Here is a 20,515-nt window from a genome sequence, read left to right as displayed (position 1 = left end):
GTCATGTTGTTGAGCATCCAGGACCTCAAGGTCAGCTTCCGCATGGGCAAGGTGGACGGCGTCGCGCAGCGCGCCGACGCCGTCAAGGGCGTGTCGTTCGACGTGCCGGAGAACTCGATCGTCGCGCTGGTGGGCGAGTCGGGATCGGGCAAGAGCGTCACCGCGATGTCCATCCTCAACCTGCTGCCGGACAACGCCGAGCGCCAGGGCCGCATCCTCTGGCAGGGCAAGGACCTGCTGCAGACGGCGCTGCCGGAACTGCAGACGCTGCGCGGCAAGGACATCGCCTGCGTCTTCCAGGACCCGATGCAGAGCCTGAACCCGGTGTTCACCGTGGGCGCGCAGATCGTGGAGCCGCTGGTCAAGCACCTGGGCCTCACCAAGAAGCAGGCGCTGGCGCGGGCCGAGGAACTGCTCGTCGAGGTCGGCATGCCCGAGCCCAAGCGCCGGCTGCACGCCTACCCGCACGAGATGTCCGGCGGCCAGCAGCAGCGCGTGATGATCGCGATGGCGCTGGCCTGCGAGCCCAAGCTGCTGATCGCCGACGAGCCGACCACCGCGCTGGACGTGACCATCCAGCGCCAGATCCTGGAACTGGTGGGCAAGCTCAAGGACAAGCACCGCATGAGCGTGCTGTTCATCAGCCACGACCTGGGCGTGGTGGGCGAGATCGCAGACCACGTGGTGGTCATGCGCCACGGCGTGATCCGCGAGCAGGGCCCGGTGGCCGGCATCTTCGCCAGCCCGCAGGACGACTACACCAAGGCCCTGCTGGCCTGCCGCCCGAGCCTGACCGAGAACCCGCCACGGCTGATGGTCATCGACGACCACATCGCCGGCAAGGGCGCGGGCCACGCCGCGAAGGCCAAGGACCCCGATGCGCCGGTGGTGCTGGAGGTGCGTTCGCTGGCCAAGAGCTTCTTCATCAAGGAAGGGCTGTTCGGCAAGCGCGAGTTCAAGGCCGTGCAGGACGTGAACTTCAGGCTGCGCAAGGGCCACACGCTGGGTGTGGTGGGTGAGTCCGGTTCCGGCAAGACGACGATGGGTCTGTCGCTGCTGCGCCTGCACGAGCCCACCGGCGGCGAGGTGATCTTCGAGGGCAAGGACCTGCTCAAGCTCAGCGACGCCGAGCGCCAGCACATGCGCCGCCGCATCCAGGTCGTGTTCCAGAACCCCTATGCCAGCCTGAACCCGCGCTTCACCATCGGCCAGACGCTGGTGGAGCCGATGGAGATCCACGGCATCGGCCAGGACACGGCCGAACGCGAGCAGCGCGCCCGCGAGCTGCTCGGAAAGGTGGGCCTGGATGGCAAGGCCTTCGGCAAGTACCCGCACGAGTTCTCCGGCGGCCAGCGCCAGCGCATCGCCATCGCGCGCTGCCTCACGCTGAACCCCGACGTGCTGGTGCTCGACGAAGCCGTCAGCGCGCTGGACGTGAGCGTGCAGGCGCAAGTGCTGAACCTGCTGAAGGACCTGCAGGACGAGTTCGGCCTGTCCTATGTCTTCATCAGCCACGACCTGGCGGTGGTGCGCTTCATCAGCGACGAGGTGCTGGTGATGAAGGACGGCCGCGTGGTCGAACAGGCCGGCGCCGAGCAGATCCTGGCCGCGCCGCGCGAGGACTACACCAAGCGTCTGCTGGCGGCGATCCCGCGCGGCTACCAGCCCGCCGCCGCCTGACGCGGCCTGGCCGCGCCTTGCTCGTCTTCGCCTACGGCTCCAACCTGCTGCCGGCGCGGCTGCTGGCGCGCACGCCGTCGGCACGGGTGGTGGCCACCGGCGTGCTGCCCGGCCACCGCCTGGCCTGGCACATGGCCTCGCGCGACGGCTCCGGCAAGTGCGACGTGGTGGCCGACGCCGCGGCCGAGGTGCACGGCGTGGTCTGGCGGCTGGACCCGGCCGACAAGCCGGCGCTCGACGCCGCCGAGTCTCTGGGCCACGGCTACACCGAGCGCGCCCTGGCCGTGCACACGGCCGCCGGCGTGCTCGAGGCCTGGACCTATCTGGCGCTGCGCACCGATCCTGCACTTCGGCCCTACGACTGGTACCGCGACATCGTCGTGGCCGGTGCGCGTCACCACGGCCTGCCTACGTCCTACGTCGCGGCACTGGCCGCCATCGAGGCGCTCGCGGATCCCGACCCGCTGCGCGCCGCCCGCCACCGGCAGTTGCTGCCCGGCTGAAGCTCAGCGCGGGCGGCGGAGCGGCGCCAGCGCCGCCACCAGATCGGCGTCGCTGACGGGCTTGCCGATGAAGCCTTGCATGCCGGCGGCACGCGCCTGCTCACGGTCGCGCTCCAGCACCGCCGCGGACAACGCGAACACCGGCAGGCGTGCCGTGCGCGGGTCGGCACGCAGCCGGCGCGTGGCCTCGAGACCGTCGACCTGGGGCATGTGCAGGTCCATCAGCACGGCGTCCAGTGCGCCGTCCTCGTGCAGCGCGCGCTGCACCGCCTCCGCGCCGTCGTGGGCCTCGCAGACCTCGGCCCCGAGCGTGCGCAGCATCGTGGCCACGATCAGCATGTTCACCGCGTTGTCCTCGGCCACCAGCACATGCAGGCCCTGCAGTGGCTTGCCGTCCTGAGCTGGACCTGGCTCGGTGGTGGGCGTGGCGCTGGCCGCCGGCAGCGGCAGGTCGACCCAGAACAGGCTGCCCTGTGCGCCGCTGCTGTCGACGCCCACGTGGCCGCCCATGCGCTCGGCCAGTTCCCGGCAGATCGACAGGCCCAGCCCGGTGCCGCCGAAGCGGCGCGTGGTCGAACTGTCGGCCTGCGTGAACGGCCGGAACAGGCGCGCCTGGAGCTCCGGCGCCACGCCGGGGCCGGTGTCGGCCACCGTCAGCCGCACGCCGGTGGCCGAGGGCGACGCGCCCAGTGTGATGTGGCCATCGGCCGTGAACTTCAGGGCGTTGCTCAGGTAGTTGGCCAGGATCTGGCGCAGGCGCAGCGGGTCGCCGAGCACGCGAGCCGGCACGGCCGGATCGATCTCCAGGTGCATGTCCAGGCCCCGCTCCTGGCCCAGCAGCGCGAAGCTGCGGAACACCCGGCCGAGCAGTTCGTGCAGGTCGAAGTCGATGCGCTCGATCTCCAGCTCGCCGGCCTCGATCTTCGACAGGTCCAGCACGTCGGAGACGATGCCCGCGAGGCCTTCGGCGGCGTGCACCAGGTGGGCCAGGTAGTCCTGCCGGCGTGCCGGCGACAGCGCCTGGTCCTGCAGCAGCCGCGCCAGTCCGAGCACGCCGTTCAGCGGCGTGCGGATCTCGTGGCTCATCGTCGCCAGGAAGCTGCTCTTGGCTTCGCTGGCCGCTTCTGCCAGCCGCTTCGCGTCGGCCAGTTCCTGTTCGGCGCGTCGGCGTTCGCCGATGTCCTCGGCCACCCAGATCGCGCCGCCGTCCAGGGGCTGTGCCGGGTCCAGGGCCTGGGCCAGCAGGCGCACGGTCACCGTGCTGCCGTCGGGCCGCGGCACCGTGCGTTCGATGTCGATCAGCTGGCCATCGCCGTGGGCGCGGTCGGCCCGCCGGGCGAAGCGTTCGAAGGCCTCGTCGTCGGTGAACATCCCGCGCATGGGCCGCCCGGCCAGCGAACCGGCCGGCACACCGAAGATGCGCTCGAACTGCGGGTTCACACGGTCGAAGCGGCGCTCCCGCACGAACGCGATGCCCAGGGCCGCCTTGTCCAGGATGGCGTCGGTCTCGCGGCGGGCGCGCTCCATCGCCGTGACGTCGCGGCCCACCAGCACGGCCGCCGGCGCGCCGTCCCATTCGAAGCGGGCGGCCGCCACCTGCAGCTCGCGCAGCGTGCCTTCGGCCCCGTGCACCGGCAGGCGCAGGTCGTGCAGCACCGGGTCGCGGTCCAGCGCGTTGCGCAGCGCGTGCGCTGGGCCCCAGTCGGGCCACAGGTGGAGGTCCACCGCGCTGCGGCCGATGACCTCGTGTTCAGGGCGCCCGGACAGGCTCACGAAGCTCGGGTTGGCCAGCAGCACCTTGCCGTCGTCGAGGTTAACCACGGCGATGGCGTCCGGGCTGAGCCGCACGAGGCGGTCGAGCAACACCTGTTCGCGCTGGCGCTGGCGCGCCGTGAGCGACTCGGCGGTGACGTTGCGGCTGACGCCCCACCAGCCGACCAGCTTGCCGGTGGCGTCGAACCGGGGCTCGCCGCTGCCGCGCACGATCAATGGTGTGCCATCGCTGCACTGGAAGGCCATGGTCAGGTCGCGGTAGGGACGCCGTTCCCGCATGTGCGTGAGCAGGGTCTCCAGACCCTCGTCGCGCACGGTCTGCGGGCCGCCGGGCAGGTCCAGACGCATGAACTCGTCGATGCGCCGGCCCGTGCGCCCCTCGAAGGACGACGACAGCCAGGTCAGTCGCCCCTTCGTGTCCATGGCCCACGACCAGTCGCTGCCCATGCGCAGCAGCGTGGCCAGGCGGTTCGACTGGTCTTGCGCGCGGTCCAGTGCCCCGGCCACGATCCGGCGCGCCAGCAGCGCGGCCAGCCAGGCGCCCAGGCCCAGCAGCACGAGGTTGGTGACGCGGTCGGCCACGCCCAGCGCGGCCAGGGCCTGCGCGCCGGGCAAGCGGCCGGTGTGCTCGGCCCAGGCCAGCGCGCCGACCAGGAGCAGGTAGAACAGCGTCAACGCATGGGCGCCACGGTCGCTGGCCAGCAGGCCGGCCATCACGATCAGCAGCGTGATGCCGGAGATGGCGACGCCGCTGGTGCCCACGCCCACGCCCGCCGTCGCCAGTCCGGCGCCCAGGGCGGCCACCGTCAGCACCAGCGTGACGGCGGCCTGCGGGCGTCCGCGCGCAAGCAAGCGGCTGGCGACCCACGCACTCACGACCAGGGCGCCGCCGAAGAGGCCACGCGCCACCGACGCACCCGGCGGGCGGTCCAGCGCCAATTGCACCGCCGACGCGATGCACAGCAGCACGCCCAAGCCGCCCAGGAACCACGCCAGCGCCCGGGCCGCATGTGGCACCAGGTTGCTGGCATCGGCAAAGTCGTCCGTCGGGTCCTGCACGGCGAAAGGGAAGGAGATCCCTTCATCCTAGGGGGCATCGCCGCCCAATGGTCCCGGGACCGACCCGGGGGTACCGTACCGGGGTGGGTGCAGCCGCCGACGCGGCAGTTCAGGCGCGCCGCACACGCACGCTGTAGTCGCCCACGCCCTTCTCGCGGTTGTAGTGGCGCACCTGCACCCAGTAGGTGCCGGCCGACAGGTCGGCGGCGATGCGGGCATTGAAGCCGTAGCCGGAGTCGTCGTCCTCGGCGATCAGCCGCGTGGGCTCGTCGGGGCCGAAGAGCTTCATCACCACGTCGCTGGGCCCGCGGGTGTCGACCACGTGCCGGCCCTCGGCCTCCGGCGCCACGGTGAAGCGGAACAGGTCCTCTTCGCCGAACTGCGCGATCGACGCCGCCGTGCGCGTGCGTGCGCCCACCGTCAGCGGCGTGGCGTCCACCAGCGTCGGCCGCGCCTTCGGGTACATCTTGGCGCCGGCGACGAACTGCTTGTCCATGGCCGACAGGTCCTCGTTGGCCTCGGTGCCGATGCCGTTGGTCGTCCAGTCGGCCGGGAAGAAGTACAGCATGATCGATTCGGGGTCGAAGCGCGTGCCGTTGACCTGGTCGGCGCTGTAGCGGCGCAGGATGTTGAAGCGCGTCGTCTGCTCGTCCCAGAAGTTGGGGCTCTTGGCCAATTCGCGGATCACCACCGCCTCGTTCCACTGGATGCCGCCGGCAGGGTTCTGGTGCTCGTGCGCCAGGCCGATGGCGTGGCCCCATTCGTGCGCTGCGGTGCCACCGTCCAGGAAGCCGAGGTTCATCGTCGGCTCGTCGAGCGGGATGCTGCGGCAGTCGGTGCCGATGTAGGACCAGGCACCGTCGTTCGGGTCGAAGGCGATGCGGATGTCGGCGTTCGGCGCACCGTCGAACACGATCTGCAGGTTGCAGACGTCGGTCCACCACGCCGCCTGCTCGATGGCCTTGGCGCGCTGTGCCGTGCTGCCGCCCATGAAGCGCACGTGCAGCGTGCTGCCGTTCATCCAGGTCTTGCCGATCGGCGATATCGCGCGCGTGCGGCCGGGCCGGCCGGGTTGCGTGGTCTGTGGCCGGAACAGTTCGCGCGGCAGGATACGGTCGAAGCAGACGTGCGTGCGGGCGGGCCGGCGCGGGGTCGAGCGGCTGGGCATGGGCTTCTCCTGGCGGTGGTCGGGTACCGGCCCAGCATGCGGCGACCCACCATGCCCCGCAACCGGCAGACTAGGGAGCGCGGGCCCACAATCCGCGCCCGTGACCGCCCACCCCATCCTGCCGCCCACCGCCGCCCTGCTGGCCCTTGCCGCCGCTGCCGGTGCCTGTCTCGCCCAGACCGTGGCCCCGCCCGCGCCGGCCGCCGCGGCGTCGGCGCCGACGCAACGCGTGGAGATCACCGGCGGTCGTGAAACCGACACCGAACAGCGCCGCCGCGCCACCGCCGCCAAGATCGTCATCGGCCGCGAGGAGATCGAACAGTACGGCGACAGCACCATCGGCGAGACCCTGCGTCGGTTGCCCGGGGTCACCACGCCCGGCGGCCGGCCGGGCCGCGGCGGCCCGCCGCGGTTGCGTGGCCTGGGCAATGGGTACACGCAGCTGCTGATCGACGGTGAGCCGATCCCGCGCGGCTTCTCGCTGGAGTCGCTGACACCCGACCAGGTCGAGCGCATCGAGATCCTGCGCGCGCCCACCGCCGAGACCGGTGCACGCGCCATCGCCGGCACGATCAACATCGTGCTGCGCGAGGGCTACCGCCGTCGCCTGAACGACCTGCGCCTGGGCCTGGGCCTGGAGCACGGCCTGACCACGCCTGGTGCCTTCTGGACATGGAACGACACCGTCGGTGACGCCACAGTGAACCTCAACGCCGGCACCTTTCTGCGCCGCAGCGACGACCGCAGCCTGGTAGAGTCCGACACCACCGGTGGCGACGAGGCCGGGGCCTGGGCCGAGGACCGCAGCAGCCTGTCCACCCGCCGCGGCCTGAACCTGGGCGCGCGGCTGCAGTGGCGCCTGGGCACCGGCGGCGACATGCTGATGCTGTCGCCCAACCTGTTCCGGGCCGAGAACCGCAGCCAGTCCGTCGCCACGCGGGCCACCACCCGCGGGCTGGCCCGCTACGACCTGGCCGAGGACACCGGGGACGGCAGCTTCACCAACCTGCGTCTGAACGGGCAGTGGCGCCAGCGCCTGGGGCCGGGGCGGCTGGAGTCCAGCCTCACGGGCGGCCTGTGGCGGTCGGAGAACACCGGCCAGCGCGTCGAGTCGGCGGCCGGCGCAGCGCTGCGCACGCAGGACGAGACCAACGACACCCGCGAGCGCTCGCTGCGCCTGTCGGGCAAGTACACCGCGCTGCTGGGCGGCGACGCCGCCGGCAAGGGCGAGCACAGCGGCGTGGCCGGTTTCGAGCTCGAGACCGCGCGCCGCACCGAGTCCCGCCGCCTGGTGCAGGACGGCGTGCCCCTGCTCACCGACTTCGGCGACAACCTCGCGGCCGACAGCCAGCGCCTGGCCCTGTATGCGCAGGACGAGTGGGCGCCGACACCGAACTGGGCGCTGCACTTCGGGCTGCGGTGGGAGGGCATCCGCACGGTGGGCGACGCCAGCGGGGAGCCGGGCCTGTCCGACGGCACGGGCCGCCCCGAGCACCTGGACCGCGTGCTCACGCCGCTGGCGCACGCCGTGTGGAAGCCCGACCCGGCCAGCCGCAGCCAGGTGCGCATGAGCCTCACGCGCAGCTGGAAGGCGCCGGGCCTGGGCAACCTGATCGCCCGCCCCCGGCCCGACGACCGCTACCCGCTGGACGGCCCGAACACGCCCACGGCGCCCGACCGCGCCGGCAACCCCGAGCTCAAGCCCGAGCTCGCCACCGGCATCGACCTGGCGCTGGAGCACTACCCCAGCGGCGGCGGCGTCTTCAGCGCCAGCCTGTTCCACCGCCGCATCCGCGACCTGCAGCGCACCGTCACCGCGCTGGAGGACGTGGCCTGGAGCCCGGTGCCGCGCTGGGTGAGCCGCACGCGCAACATCGGCGAGGCCACCACGCAGGGCGTGGAGCTGGAGGCCAAGGGCCGTGCCGACCAGTGGTGGGCCGGCGCGCCGCGCACCGAGCTGCGCGCCAGCCTGTCGCTGTTCCGCTCGCGCGTGGACGGCCTGCCCGGCCCCGACAACCGGCTCGACGAGCAGGCCGACGGCACGCTGAACCTGGGGGCCGACCACGCCTGGCGTGGCACGCCGCTGAAGGGTGGCGTGAACCTGAACTGGGTGCCGGGCTACCGCACGCAGCTCAGCGAGACGCAGTGGGTGCAGGTCGACGACCGCCGCGTGCTGGACCTGTACCTGCTGTGGACGGTGCAGCCTGGCCTGGCCTGGCGGCTGTCGGCCGGCAACGTGCTGCCGCGCGACAGCGAAAACCTGCGGGACTACGACGACGGCAGCGTGCGGTCCAGCGTGCGCAGCGTGACGCCGTCGGACATCGCCTGGCGGCTGCAGCTGGAACTCAAGCTGTAGCAGTCGCGCCAGCGGCGTCGGCCGGAGGCTCCTGCCCCGACAGCGCCCGGTGCAGCCAGGCGCGGGCCACGACCCAGTCGCGCTTGACGGTGGCCGGCGAGACGCCCAGCGCCTCGGCCACCTCGTCGTTCTCCAGCCCGCCGAAGAAGCGCAGTTCCACCACCTTGGCCGCGCGCGCGTCGATGGCCTCGAAGGCCAGCAGCGCCTCGTGCACCGCCACCACGTCGCGGTCGGTGGGCGCGGCCAGCTGCTCCAGGCCCGACAGCGTCACCGGCACCAGGTCGGCGTCCCGCTTGGCCGCGCGGCGGGCGAGTTCGTGGTTGACCAGGATGCGCCGCATCATCGTCGAGCACACGGCCAGGAAGTGGCTGCGGTTCTTCCACAGCGTGCGCGTCTGCCCGGCCATGCGGAACCAGGCCTCGTGGGCCAGCGCCGTCGGGCTCAGGGTGTGGCCCGGGTTCTCACGCCGCAGGTGCTGGCGCGCCATGCGGCGCAGGTCGTCGTAGAGCAGCGAGAACAGCTGCGCCCCCGCCTCCGGCGTCGGCGCCTGCAGGCTGGACAACCACAGCGTGATCTCGTCGTCGGCGGGTCCGGCGCACAGGTCGGCAGTCATGGGTCGCATTGTGTGATCGTCGCGGGGCCGTTCCCGTGACCAGTGTCACGCACGCCATGAGCCGCCTGCCGACGCCCCCCGGCGTAAGGGGTCGTGGCCTCCGGGGGGAGGCGCGTTCTGGAGATCCTGATGAGCCCATCGATGCACCGGCCGGCGACGGCCCGCCCTGCCAGCCCTGCCCGCAGCACCGCCCGCGCCTGGTGGCGTGCGGCCCGCACTTTCGGCCTGTCGCTGGCCATGGCCGGCGCCGCGCTGGGCCTGGTGGCCTGCGGCGGTGGCGACGACGACGGCGGCGTCACCGGCGGTGGCACGCCCGCGCCCACGGCGCTGATCACCGGCCTGGCCGCGGTCGGGGCGCCGATCGCCGGCGCCACCGTCACCGGCACCAACGCGCAGGGCCAGACCGTCACCGCCATCACCGCCAGCGACGGCAGCTTCACGCTGACGATCACCGAAGGCGCGCCCTACGCGCTGCAGGTGACCGACGCCGACGGCAACGTCTGGGCCAGCTACGCGCAGGCCGCGGGCCGCGCCAACATCACGCCGCTGACGACGCTGGCCATGGCCGACGCCTGGGGCTACCGGCCGCTGGCCGACCTGCTGGCCAACTGGCAGGCCAACGCGCCGACGCCGGAGCAGGTGCTGGCCGCCGCGGCGCGCGTCAACGCCAACCTGCAGGACGTCATGCGTGCGCAGGGCGTGGACCCGACGGCGCTGAACGTCTTCACCGCCGAGTTCGCTGCCAACGGCCAGGGCCTGGATGCCGTGCTCGACGCCATGCGCCTGCGCTTCGACTGCACGGCCACGGCCTGCACGCAGACCATCACCTCGCCCGACGGCAACGTGCTGGTCACCTGGAACGCCAACATCTCCACCACCGGCTTCACCGTGAGCTGGAGCGGTGGCGGCAGCGGCGGCGGCCAGATCGACGTCAGCCTGGGCGCCTGCACGGCCAACCCGGTGGCCGGCACCTGGTCGATGGTGGTGCAGACCACGGTCAGCGGCCTGGGCGGCGTGCCGATCCCCGAGATCTGCATCGACGGCCTGCCCGCGAAGCCGGCCAGCGAGTCGGAGTTCTGCGGCGGCACCGACACGCTGGGCGCCTTGCCCACGGGGGTGGAAGTGGTCAGCTGCAGCTTCGACGGCACGGTGGGCACCATCGCGGCGCGCATCACCTCGCCGATCACGATCGACTACAGCGTGACGTACACCTTCGTCCAGCGCTGAAGCGCCGGCAGCACGGGCGCGCCGTCGGCTAGATTGGCGCGCCCGTGCCACGTTCGTTCGTTTCCTGACCATGACCCCTTCATCGCCCGACTGGGCTGCCGTTCGTGCGCTGTTCGACGCGGTGGCGGAGCTGCCGCCGGCCGAGCGCGAGGCGCGGCTGGCCGACCCGGCGCTGGACGCGGCGGTGGTGGCCGAGGTGCGCTCTCTGCTGGCGCACGGCGGCGAGACCTCGTTCCTGGCCGAACCTGCGGAGCCGACGCCCGAACCCGGGCGCGAAGGTGAAGTGCTGGGCGCCTGGCGGATCGTCGCGCCGCTGGGCAGCGGCGGCATGGGCCAGGTCTGGCTGGCCGAGCGGGCCGACGGCGCGTACAGCGGCGAAGCCGCGGTCAAGGTGCTCAAGCGCGGCATGGACACCGAAGCCGTGCTCGCGCGCTTCGCGCAGGAACAGCAGGCGCTGGCGCGGCTGAGCCACCCGCACATCGCCCGCCTGCTGGACGCCGGGCGCACCGCCGACGGCCTGCCCTACTTCGTGATGGAGCGCGTGCACGGCCAGCCCATCGACCAGGCCTGCGACGGCCTGACGCTGGAAGCGCGGCTGGCGCTGTTCCTGCAGCTGGCCGACGCCGTGGCCCACGCCCACCGGCACCTGCTGGTGCACCGCGACCTCAAGCCCGCCAACGTGCTGGTGGACAACGACGGGCAGGTCAAGCTGCTGGACTTCGGCATCGCCAAGGCGCTGCAGGAAGATGCTGCGGAGGCCACCCACACCGGCCAGCGCGCCTTCACGCCGCACTACGCCAGCCCCGAGCAGGTGCGCGGCGAACCCGTCAGCACCGCCACCGACCTGTACAGCCTGGGCGTGCTGCTGTACGTCATGCTCACCGGCCAGCGGCCGTACGGGCGCACGGCCGGCAGCGCGCTGGAGGCCGCCCGCGCGGTGCTCGAGGAAGAGCCCACGCGGCCCAGCAGTCTGAGCCCGGGGCCGCAGATGGCCGCCGGCTGGGTGGCCACGCGGAGACGGCTGCAGGGAGACCTGGACAACATCCTGCTCAAGACGCTGGAGAAGCCCGTGGAGCGGCGCTACCCCAGCGTGGAGGCCCTCTCGGCCGACGTGCGGGCGTTCCTGGCGGGCTACCCGGTGAGTGCCCGGCCTGCGGGCTGGGGCTATCGCGCCGGCAAGTTCGTGCGCCGCAACCGGGCCGCCACGGGGGCGGCCGCCTTCGCCGCACTGGCTCTGGTGGTCGGTGCCGGCCTGGCCCTGTGGCAGGCGCAGCAGGCCACCGCGGCCCGCGATATGGCGCACCAGCGTCTGCACGACGTGCGCAGCATCGCGCACGACGTGGTGATGCGGCACGCCGACGCGCTGACCGTCGTCTCCGGCAGCCTGGCCGTCAAGGAAGCCATGCTGCGCGACCTCGTCGGCAGCCTCGACGGCCTGGCCGCCAGCGCCGGCGACGACCCCGCCGCCTGGGCCGACCTGACCGGCGTGCACGCCCGGCTGGCCGAGCTGCTGGGCAACGACAGTGGCGTCTCGCTGGCCCGGCCGGCCGACGCTGCCCGCCATGTGGCCCTGGCCATGGCCGCCGCCGAGCGGGCCTGGCCCACTCAGCATGGCCAGGCCCGCTTCGTGGACGACGCGCTGCGCGCCGCGCAGATCCAGGCCCAGCAGCTGCGCGCCGAAGGTCGGGTGGCCGACGGCGTGGCGGTGTTGGAACGCTGGCGCGACCGTCTGCAGGCCGTGCTGCCGCAGTTTCAGGGTGCCGATGCGCGCGACCTGCAGTTCCGGCTGGCAGGCACGGTGTTGAACCTGGGCATCTTTCATGACCAGACCGGTGCCGGCAGCCTGAACCAGCCACACCAGGCGCTGGCGTTCTTTGCCCAGGCGCAGGCGATGCTGATGCCGTTGCAGGGTCAGGGCGAACGTTCGGTCGACGAGTTGCTGGGCACCCTGCTGGGCGCTCGTGCCGTGACCCACATGCGCATGGAGCGTCTGTCCGAAGCCGCCGCCGATGCCGGCGCCGCCCTGGCGCAGCGCCAGCGCGTCTTGTCCGAGCACCCGGGTGACCTGATGGCGCGTGACGGCCTGGTGACCGAAGCCACCAACGCCGGTGCCATCCGCCTGCGTGCCGGCGATGCGCCGGGTGCGGCCGAGGCCACAACCCTGGCCTGGCAGGAGGCACAGGGCCTGGCGCGTGAAAACGGCCCGCAGAGCAAGTGGGCCAGGCTGCTGCCGCGCATCGCCCAGCACCATGGCCGTGCCCTGCTGGCCGCGGGCCGTGCCGGCGAGGCGGCGCAGGTGCTGCCGGTGGCGCTGGCGCACTGGGCCGGCCTGGCGGCCCAGGCCGGCACCGCGCCCGATGCGCTGCGGCGCCAAGCCGTGCTGGCCCTGTGGCTGGCGCAGGCACAGGCGCGGGCCGGCCAGATGTTGCCGGCCCGCGCCACCCTGCGGCGGCACGCCGCGGCCGTGCAGGCGCTGCCGCCGGATCAGGCCTGCACACTGTGGCGGCAGTTGCCGCCCGGTGTGGCGCCGGTCGGGGCGGTGGCGGGTTGCCGTTGAGCCGCGGCGGCGGCGGTGGCGCGAATGCATTGACCCCAATCTATTGACCCGCGGCGCCGGCGGCCCTGGCGTAAGCCAGGGAACAACCGGAGGGTTCGACATGCACAAGGTTTCCCTGATGATGACCGTGGTCCTGGCTGCGGCGCTGGCCGCCTGTGGCGGGGGTGGCGACGACAGCGGCGCTGGTGATGGTGGTACCGGCGGCGGTGGTACAGGTGGCGGTGGCACCGTCACGCTGAGCTGCAACACCGCCAACTACACGGCCGGCGCCGTCTCGGTGGCCACCGAGGCCGACCTGGCCGCCTACGCCGGCACCTTCGACGGCGAGGAAGGCACGTTCGACGTCAACTTCAACTTCGTGAAGACCGGTGACGCCCAGATGGTGCTCAGCGGCAGCGGCGAGATGACCTACAAGGGCCAGGCGCACGCGGTGACGTCGTACTGCGTCGACAACACCGCGGGGCCGTTCGGCAAGCTGCTCTACATCGAGTTCGCGGACGGCCACTTCGACATCAGCCTCACCGACGCCGGCGCCGACCTGCGATGGGCCTGGGGCGTGGCGCCGGACGGCTCGTTCTTCCGCAACGGCGTCAAGCAGTAGCGGACGCTGAGGCTGCGTCGGTGCCGCCGGGCACCGCCAGCAGCTCCGCCAGCGTGCGCGCCACCACCTTGGTGGCGCGCCGCAGGTCGTCGAGCACCAGGTGCTCGTCGGCCCGCTTGGCGTTGCTCTCGCGCACCGTGCGCGGGCCGGCGCCGTAGATGGCTGCCGGGATGCCGCGTTCGCCGAAGAGGCGCACGTCGGTGTACAGCGGCGTGCCACGGGCGGGGATGGCTTCGCCGAAGACGGCCTCGCCGTGGCGCTGCAGCGCCTGCACCAGGCGCGCATTGCCGGCGTCGGGCTGCCAGGCGCGGGCCAGCAGCAGGCGGCGGATCTCCACCGAGATGCCGGCTCGCGAAGCCGCGGCCTCGGCGATGGTCTGCCGGATCGACGCCTCCACCGCCACCGGGTCCTCTTCCGGGATCATGCGCCGGTCCAGCCGCAGGACCACCTTGCCCGGCACGACGTTGGTGTTGGTGCCGCCTTCGATGCGGCCGACGTTCAGGTACGGGTGGGTGATGCCCGGCACCTGGGAGGTGATGGCGCGGTAGCCGTCGTTGAGCGCGTAGAGCGCGTTGAGGATGGCCACCGCACCCTGCAGCGCATCGACCCCGGTGTGCGGGATGGCGGCATGCGCCATCGTGCCGTGCACCGCCACCTCCATCTGCAGGCAGCCGTTGTGGGCGGTCACCACCTCGTAGCTGAAGCCGGCGGCGATCAGCAGGTCGGGGGTCGTGAGCCCGCGCTCCAGCAGCCAGCCGGGGCCGAGTTCGCCGCCGAACTCCTCGTCGTAGGTGAAGAGCAGCTCGACGCCGCCGTTCAGCGCCAGGCCCGCGGCCTGCGCCGCGTCCAGCGCGCGCAGAGCGAAGGTGTAGGTGGCGAAGTCGCTCTTGCTCACCGCGGCGGCGCGGCCGTAGAGCCGGCCGTCTTCGATCTCGCCGCCGTAGGGGTCGTGCGTCCAGCCGTCGCCGGGGGGCACGACGTCGCCGTGGGCGTTGAGGGCGATCACCGGACCGTCGCCACCATAGCGGCGGCGCACGATCAGGTTGGTCAGGCTCTGCAGGCCGTAGGCGTGCACGTCGCCTGCGGGCACCACATGGCGCTCGGCCTCCAGCCCCATGGCGGCCAGCAGCTCGGCGGTGCGCAGCGCGTGCGGCGCGTTGTTGCCCGGCGGTGTGTCGGTGGGCACCTGCACCAGCGCCTGCAGGAAGCGCACCTCCTCGTCGAAGTGGGCGTCGATCCAGGCGTCGAGCGTGTCGTGGAGGCTCATAGGTGCTCGCAGAGGTGCCGGAAGGCCATGACGCACAGCTCGGCGTCGTCGGCGCTGATGGTCTCCAGCGGGTTGTGGCTGATGCCGGCGTTGCCGCCGCGCACGAAGAGCATGGCCTGCGGCATGACTTCGTGCAGCTTCATCGCGTCGTGGCCGGCGCCGCTGGGCATCCGGAACAGTGGCAGGCCCAGCGCCTGCACCGCCGCTTCCCAGCGCGCCTGCCAGGCCGGGTGGCTGGGCGCGGCGGCGGCGCGCATGGTCTCTTCGAGCTTGAGCGTCAGGCCGCGGCGGGTGGCGATGGCCTCGGCCGCGGTCAGCACGTCGGTGACGGCGGCGTCGCGCACCGGGTCGGTGGTGGCGCGCAGGTCCAGGCTGAAGCGGCAGCGCCCGGGCACCACGTTGATCGAGCCGCCGGGCACGTCCAGCAGGCCGACGGTGCCCACGGTGTCGGGCGTCTGCGCGGCGCGCTGTTCGACGAAGAGCAGCAGCTCGGCCACGCCGGCGGCAGCGTCACGGCGCTGGCCCATGGGCGTGGTGCCGGCGTGGCTGGCCAGGCCGACCATCTCGCCGACGAAGCGGCGGCCGCCGTTGATGGAGGTGACGATGCCCAGCGGCTGGTCGGCCGCGTCCAGCACCGGGCCCTGCTCGATGTGCACCTCCACGAAGCCGAGGTAGCGCGCCGGGTCGCGCTGCAGCGGCGCGATGGCCTCCAGCGTGCCCGGCAGGCCCACGGCCTGCATGGCCTGGCGCATGGTGACGCCGTCGGCGTCGGCCTGGTCCAGCCAGGCGGGGTCGAACTGGCCGAGCAGGGCGCCGGAGCCCAGGAAGGTGGCCTTGTAGCGCTGGCCTTCCTCCTCGGCGAAGCCCACGACCTCGATGCCGTGCATCAGCCGCCGGCCTTCGCGATGCAGCGCCTGCACCACCGCCATCGGCACGAAGATGCCCAGCCGGCCGTCGTACCTGCCGCCGTTGCGCACGGTGTCGAAGTGGCTGCCGGTGAGCAGGCGCGGCGCCGACGGATCGGCGCCGTGGTAGACGGCGACGACGTTGCCCACCGCGTCCTCGCCCACCTCGTCGAAACCGCATTCGCGCATCCACGCCTGCAGCTGCGCGCTGCAGGCGCGGTGCGCCGCGGTGAGGTACGTCACCGTCAGCTGCCCCTGTTCCTTGTAGCCGGGGTCGCTGTGCGCGGCCAGCGCTTCGGCCCAGTCCCAGACCTGCTCGCCGGCCGCGGGCTGCAGGCCCAGCTTGTCGTTGAGGCGGATCTGCGCGATGCGGTGGATCTGGCGCAGGCTCTCGGCGAACTCCACGTCGGGGTGGTGGTCCAGCCGGCGCGCAAAGGTGGCGATGATCTCGCCGCGCGACAGGCCGGTGCCGCGCGGGCCGCGCACGGCCAGGATGAAGGGCCAGCCGAAGCGCGCGTTGTAGTCGGCGTTGAGCTGCTGCAGGCGCGCGAACTCCTCGGGCGTGCAGGCCGTCAGCCCGGCGCGCTGCTGCTCGCCGGTGGATTCGGCGGTGAGCGCCTGCGCCACCATGGCCTTGCCCGCCAGTTCCGGGTGGGCGCGGATCAGGCCCAGCTGGTCGTCGCGCGGCGCGGTGCGCACCACGTCGGCCAGCGCCTTGAGCAGCGCGGCCACGGTGGCGAAGGGGCGTGCCGCTGCAGCGCGCGCGGCGATCCACGGCGAGTGCTCGTAGACGCCGTCCAGTGCGGCGACGAAGCCTTCGGCGTCGGCCGCGTTGAGCTGTTCGAGGGTGAGGCTCATGTCCAGACGAAGGCGGTGGCCGGGTCGAAGGGGTGGGTGCGCCGCCAGTGCTCGGCGATGTCGATGCGACGCGCGACCCAGACACGGTCGTGGGCCTGCACGTGGTCCAGGAAGCGCTGCAGCGCGCGGAAGCGGCCCGGGCGGCCGAGCAGGCGGCAGTGCAGGCCGATGCTCATCATGCTCGGCTGGGTGTCGCCCTCGGCCTGACCATCGGAGCCGCCTTCGGCGTAGTGCACGTCGAAGGCGTCCTTCAGGTACTGGAAGAAGGGCTCGCCGTGGCTGAAGCCCTGTGGCAGCGCGAATCGCATGTCGTTGCAGTCCAGCGTGTAGGGCACCACCAGGTGGGGGGCGAAGTCGCCGCTGGAGGTCTTCACCTGCAGCCAGAACGGCAGGTCGTCGCCGTAGTAGTCGCTGTCGTAGGTGAAGCCGCCGAAGTCGGCCACCAGGCGTCGCGTGGCCGGGCTGTCGCGCCCGGTGTACCAGCCCAGCGGGCGCTGGCCGGTGAGCTGCGTGATCGCGTCCACGCAGCGCGCCATGTGCTCGCGCTCGGTGGCTTCATCGACGTTCTGGTAGTGGATCCAGCGCCAGCCGTGGGCGGCAACCTCGTGTCCGGCCTCAACGAAGGCGGCGGTCACGTCGGGGCAGCGCTGCAGCGCCATGCCGACGCCGAACACCGTCAGCGGCAGGCCGCGCCGCTCGAACTCGCGCAGGAGTCGCCAGACGCCCACGCGGGAGCCGTACTCGTAGATGCCCTCCATGCTCAGGTGCCGCGCCGGGTAGGCGGCGGGGTTGAACATCTCGGAGAGGAACTGCTCGCTGCCGGCGTCGCCGTGCAGCACGCTGTTCTCGCCGCCCTCCTCGAAGTTCAGCACGAACTGCACGGCCACGCGGGCGTTGCCGGGCCAGCGCGGGTGCGGCGGGTGGCGGCCGTGGCCAGCCAGGTCGCGGGGGTAGGTCGGCTCGGTGGGCATGCGGCTTGCGATATCGTGAGGCGATTCCTGCAAGTGTGCACCGGGAGCAAACCATGGGCCATCTGAGCACCCACGTGCTCGACACCGCGCACGGCTGTCCGGCCGCTGGCATGCGCGTGACGCTGCAGCGTGTCGACAGCGGCGGCGTGGCGCACGACGTCAAGACCGTGACGCTCAACGCCGACGGTCGGGTCGACGGCCCGCTGCTGTCGGCCGCCGAGATGGCCGTCGGCCGCTGGCGGCTGCGTTTCGAGGTGGCGCCCTATTTCGGTGCGCGTGGCGTGGCCCTGCCCGACCCGCCCTTCATCGACGTGGTGCAGATCGATTTCGGCATCGCGGATGCCGCCGGCCTCTACCACGTGCCGCTGCTGGTGAGCCCGTGGAGCTACTCCACCTACAGGGGAAGCTGACCCGGTGGACGCCTACCTGCTCGACTGGGCCAACCTACTGCTGCGCTGGGCGCACGTGATCACGGCTATCGCGTGGATCGGCTCGTCCTTCTACTTCGTGATGCTGGACAACAGCCTCACGCCGCCGGAGCACGACGACTTCAAGGCCAAGGGCGTGGACGGCGAGCTCTGGGCCGTGCACGGCGGCGGCTTCTACCACTCGCAGAAGTACAAGGTGGCGCCGCGCTGGCGCGGCATCCCGGAGCGGCTGCACTGGAGCTACTGGGAAAGCTACAGCACCTGGCTCACCGGCTTTGCGCTGTTCACGGTGCTGTACCTGTTCAACGCCAGCAGCTTCCTGATCGACCGCACGGTGTTCGACTGGTCGCCCATCGCGGCCATCGCCACGGCGCTGGGCTTCCTGGTCGCCTTCTGGTTCGTCTACGACATCATCTGCCGCACGCTGGGCCAGGGCGCCAAGGGCGACCTCATCGTCGGCGGCGCGGTGCTGGTGTTCGTGGTTCTGGCGTCCTGGGCCGCCTGCCAGCTGTTCGCCGGCCGCGCCGCCTTCCTGCTGGTGGGCGCGATGCTGGCCACGGCGATGAGCGCCAACGTGTTCTTCGTGATCATCCCGGGGCAGAAGAAGGTGATCGCGTCGCTGCAGGCCGGCCAGGCGCCGGACCCGGTGCACGGCCAGCGCGGCAAGCAGCGCAGCGTGCACAACACCTACTTCACGCTGCCGGTCATCGTGGCCATGCTGTCCAATCACTACGGCTGGTTGACGCAGGGCGAACACAACTGGGCCGTGCTGGTGCTGCTGATGGCCGCCGGCGCGCTGATCCGCCACAGCTTTGCCGCCCGCCACGCGGCGCACGTGCAGGGCCGGCGTGCGCCTTGGGAACACGCGGTGGTCGGGGTGGCGCTGCTGCTGGGCCTGGCCGTGTGGCTGGCGCCAGCCCCGAAGCCGGCCGCCGCCGTGGCCGCGCCGGTGACCTGGCCGGCGGTGCAGGCCGTCATCGAACAGCGCTGCGTGCTCTGCCACGGTGAACAGGTGCAGAACAAGAACGTGGCGCTGCACACGCCGGCGCTGGTGCAGCAGCACGCGTTGGCGGTCTACCAGCAGGTCGCGGTGCTGAAGCTGATGCCGATGAACAACGCCACCCAGATCACCGAGGCCGAGCGCGACCTGATCCGGCGCTGGTACGAGGCCGGGGCGCCCACGCAGTGAGCACGCTGCTGGTCCGCCACGCCACGCTGCTGGCGACGATGGACGACGCGCGGCGCGAGATCCCCGACGGCGCCGTCTTCATCCGCGACCACGCCATCGAGGCTGTCGGTCCGACGGCCGACCTGCCCGCCACGGCCGACGTGGTCATCGACGCCACCGATCAGGTCGTGCTGCCGGGCCTGGTCAACACCCACCACCACTTCTACCAGACGCTCACCCGCGTGCTGCCGGCGGCGCAGGACGCCGAGCTGTTCGACTGGCTGCGTGCGCTCTACCCGGTGTGGGCGCGGCTGACGCCGGAAATGGCCTTCGTCAGCACGCAGACGGCCGCGGCCGAACTGCTGCTGTCGGGCTGCACCACCAGCAGCGACCACCTCTACCTCTTCCCGAACGGCACCACGCTGGACGACACGCTGGAAGCGGCGATGCAGATCGGCATCCGCTTCCACGCCGCGCGCGGCGCGATGAGCGTGGGCGAAAGCCACGGCGGCCTGCCGCCCGACAGCGTCGTCGAGGACGAGGACACCATCCTGGCCGACACCGAGCGTCTGATCCAGCGCTGGCACGACCCGGCGCGTTTCGCGATGCGACGCATCGTGGTCGCGCCCTGCAGCCCGTTCTCGGTCAGCCGCCAGCTGATGGAGGATGCCGCGGTGCTGGCCCGCAGGCACCGCGTGAGCCTGCACACCCACCTGGCCGAGAACCAGAAGGACATCGACTACACGCGTGCGCACTTCGGCTGCACGCCGGCGGAATACGCCGAACAGCTGGGCTGGGTGGGCCCGGACGTCTGGCACGCGCACTGCGTGCAGCTGGACGCAGCCGGCATCGATCTCTTCGCGCGCACCGGCACCGGCGTGGCGCACTGCCCGGGCAGCAACATGCGGCTGGCCTCGGGCATCGCGCCCATCCGCGCCATGCGCGACGCCGGCGTGCCGGTGGGCCTGGCGGTGGACGGCTCGGCCAGCAACGACAGCGGCCACCTGCTGGCCGAGGCGCGGCTGGCGATGCTGCTGCAGCGGGTTGGCCACGGGCCCGACGCGCTGACCGCGCGCGACGTGCTGGAGATCGCCACCCGCGGCGGTGCCCGGGTGCTGGGCCGCGACGACATCGGCGTGCTGGCGCCGGGCATGGCGGCCGATCTGGTCACCGTGCCGCTGGACGAGGTGGGCCTGGCCGGCGCCGGCCACGACCCGATCGCCGCGGTGTTCTTCTGCCAGGTGCCGCGCGTGAAGCACAGCGTGGTGCATGGCCGGCACGTGGTGCGCGACGGCCAGCTGACGACGCTGGACCTGCCGGCGCTGCTGGTGCGGCACCGGGCGCTGGCCAACGCCTTGGTGGCGGGCTGAACCGTCGACCG

15 protein-coding genes are annotated in these 20,515 nt (G+C 72.4%); 9 read left to right on the top strand and 6 right to left on the bottom strand.

Translation table 11 applies throughout. The features are described from left to right. The first annotated feature begins 3 nt into the window (after window positions 1–3). Window positions 4–1,680: an ABC transporter ATP-binding protein gene (locus ENE75_RS23195; RefSeq protein WP_128201188.1), complete on the top strand. Its 1,677-nt coding sequence runs from the start codon at window positions 4–6 to the stop codon at window positions 1,678–1,680. A 17-nt stretch (window positions 1,681–1,697) separates the two neighbouring features. Continuing rightward, window positions 1,698–2,183: a gamma-glutamylcyclotransferase family protein gene (locus ENE75_RS23190; protein ID WP_199232397.1), complete on the top strand. Its 486-nt coding sequence runs from the start codon at window positions 1,698–1,700 to the stop codon at window positions 2,181–2,183. 3 nt (window positions 2,184–2,186) lie between these two features. Here ENE75_RS23190 and ENE75_RS23185 read toward each other — a convergent pair whose 3' ends face one another. Both ENE75_RS23185 and ENE75_RS23180 read right to left on the bottom strand, forming a co-directional pair. Next, entirely contained in the window at window positions 2,187–5,015 is a 2,829-nt protein-coding gene (locus tag ENE75_RS23185) for an ATP-binding protein (protein WP_128201184.1), read from the bottom strand. A 109-nt stretch (window positions 5,016–5,124) separates the two neighbouring features. Beyond that, the gene (locus ENE75_RS23180; protein ID WP_128201182.1) at window positions 5,125–6,183 is read right to left on the bottom strand and encodes a M12 family metallopeptidase; all 1,059 of its coding nucleotides are present in this window, start codon (window positions 6,181–6,183) and stop codon (window positions 5,125–5,127) included. Window positions 6,184–6,283: 100 nt separating this feature from the next. On the opposite strand from ENE75_RS23180, the gene ENE75_RS23175 reads away from it, so the two are divergent. Then, window positions 6,284–8,539, top strand: a complete 2,256-nt coding sequence (locus ENE75_RS23175; RefSeq protein ID WP_128201180.1) for a TonB-dependent receptor plug domain-containing protein — start codon at window positions 6,284–6,286, stop codon at window positions 8,537–8,539. Here ENE75_RS23175 and ENE75_RS23170 read toward each other — a convergent pair. Then, window positions 8,529–9,152, bottom strand: coding sequence for an ECF-type sigma factor (locus tag ENE75_RS23170; RefSeq protein ID WP_158289064.1), 624 nt, complete (start codon window positions 9,150–9,152; stop codon window positions 8,529–8,531). The genes ENE75_RS23175 and ENE75_RS23170 overlap by 11 nt on opposite strands. Before the next feature lie 129 nt (window positions 9,153–9,281). Between ENE75_RS23170 and ENE75_RS23165 the strand changes: the two genes are divergently transcribed. The 3 genes from ENE75_RS23165 (at window position 9,282) to ENE75_RS23155 (ending at window position 13,537) form a co-directional block, all read left to right on the top strand. After that, window positions 9,282–10,379: a carboxypeptidase-like regulatory domain-containing protein gene (locus tag ENE75_RS23165; protein ID WP_128201176.1), complete on the top strand. Its 1,098-nt coding sequence runs from the start codon at window positions 9,282–9,284 to the stop codon at window positions 10,377–10,379. Window positions 10,380–10,449: 70 nt separating this feature from the next. Then, complete coding sequence (locus ENE75_RS23160; RefSeq protein WP_128201174.1) at window positions 10,450–12,936, top strand: serine/threonine-protein kinase; 2,487 nt, start codon at window positions 10,450–10,452, stop codon at window positions 12,934–12,936. A 100-nt stretch (window positions 12,937–13,036) separates the two neighbouring features. Then, window positions 13,037–13,537, top strand: a complete 501-nt coding sequence (locus ENE75_RS23155) for a hypothetical protein (RefSeq protein WP_128201172.1) — start codon at window positions 13,037–13,039, stop codon at window positions 13,535–13,537. Here ENE75_RS23155 and ENE75_RS23150 read toward each other — a convergent pair. The 3 genes from ENE75_RS23150 to puuE are packed head-to-tail and all read right to left on the bottom strand — an operon-like array spanning window position 13,527 to window position 17,538. Further along, window positions 13,527–14,804 (bottom strand): M20/M25/M40 family metallo-hydrolase, encoded by a 1,278-nt coding sequence (locus tag ENE75_RS23150; RefSeq protein ID WP_128201170.1) that lies wholly within the window; start codon window positions 14,802–14,804, stop codon window positions 13,527–13,529. The two genes, ENE75_RS23155 and ENE75_RS23150, sit on opposite strands and share 11 nt — an antisense overlap. Beyond that, window positions 14,801–16,567, bottom strand: a complete 1,767-nt coding sequence (gene uraD / locus ENE75_RS23145; RefSeq protein WP_128201168.1) for a 2-oxo-4-hydroxy-4-carboxy-5-ureidoimidazoline decarboxylase — start codon at window positions 16,565–16,567, stop codon at window positions 14,801–14,803. Before uraD ends, ENE75_RS23150 begins: the two co-directional genes overlap by 4 nt. After that, window positions 16,564–17,538, bottom strand: coding sequence for an allantoinase PuuE (gene puuE / locus ENE75_RS23140; RefSeq protein WP_128201166.1), 975 nt, complete (start codon window positions 17,536–17,538; stop codon window positions 16,564–16,566). Before puuE ends, uraD begins: the two co-directional genes overlap by 4 nt. Window positions 17,539–17,591: 53 nt before the next feature. Here puuE and uraH point away from each other — a divergent pair, with 53 nt between their 5' ends. Genes uraH through ENE75_RS23125 form a run of 3 tightly spaced genes read left to right on the top strand, consistent with a single transcriptional unit; the run spans window position 17,592 to window position 20,504 of the window. After that, window positions 17,592–17,948 (top strand): hydroxyisourate hydrolase, encoded by a 357-nt coding sequence (gene uraH / locus ENE75_RS23135; RefSeq protein ID WP_128201165.1) that lies wholly within the window; start codon window positions 17,592–17,594, stop codon window positions 17,946–17,948. Between the two features lie 4 nt (window positions 17,949–17,952). After that, window positions 17,953–19,155 carry a urate hydroxylase PuuD gene (locus tag ENE75_RS23130; RefSeq protein WP_128201163.1) on the top strand — a complete coding sequence of 401 codons (1,203 nt, stop codon included), beginning with the start codon at window positions 17,953–17,955 and terminating at the stop codon, window positions 19,153–19,155. Beyond that, window positions 19,125–20,504 (top strand): 8-oxoguanine deaminase, encoded by a 1,380-nt coding sequence (locus ENE75_RS23125; protein ID WP_375138508.1) that lies wholly within the window; start codon window positions 19,125–19,127, stop codon window positions 20,502–20,504. The genes ENE75_RS23130 and ENE75_RS23125 overlap by 31 nt, the downstream gene beginning before the upstream one ends. Window positions 20,505–20,515 lie beyond the last annotated feature (11 nt).

Origin of the sequence: Rubrivivax albus (genome assembly GCF_004016515.1) — a bacterium.
In the GTDB taxonomy this organism is placed as follows: domain Bacteria; phylum Pseudomonadota; class Gammaproteobacteria; order Burkholderiales; family Burkholderiaceae_C; genus Rubrivivax; species Rubrivivax albus.
The sequence above is the reverse complement of the archived record's forward strand: the minus strand, read 5'-3'. Positions and strand labels throughout refer to the sequence as shown.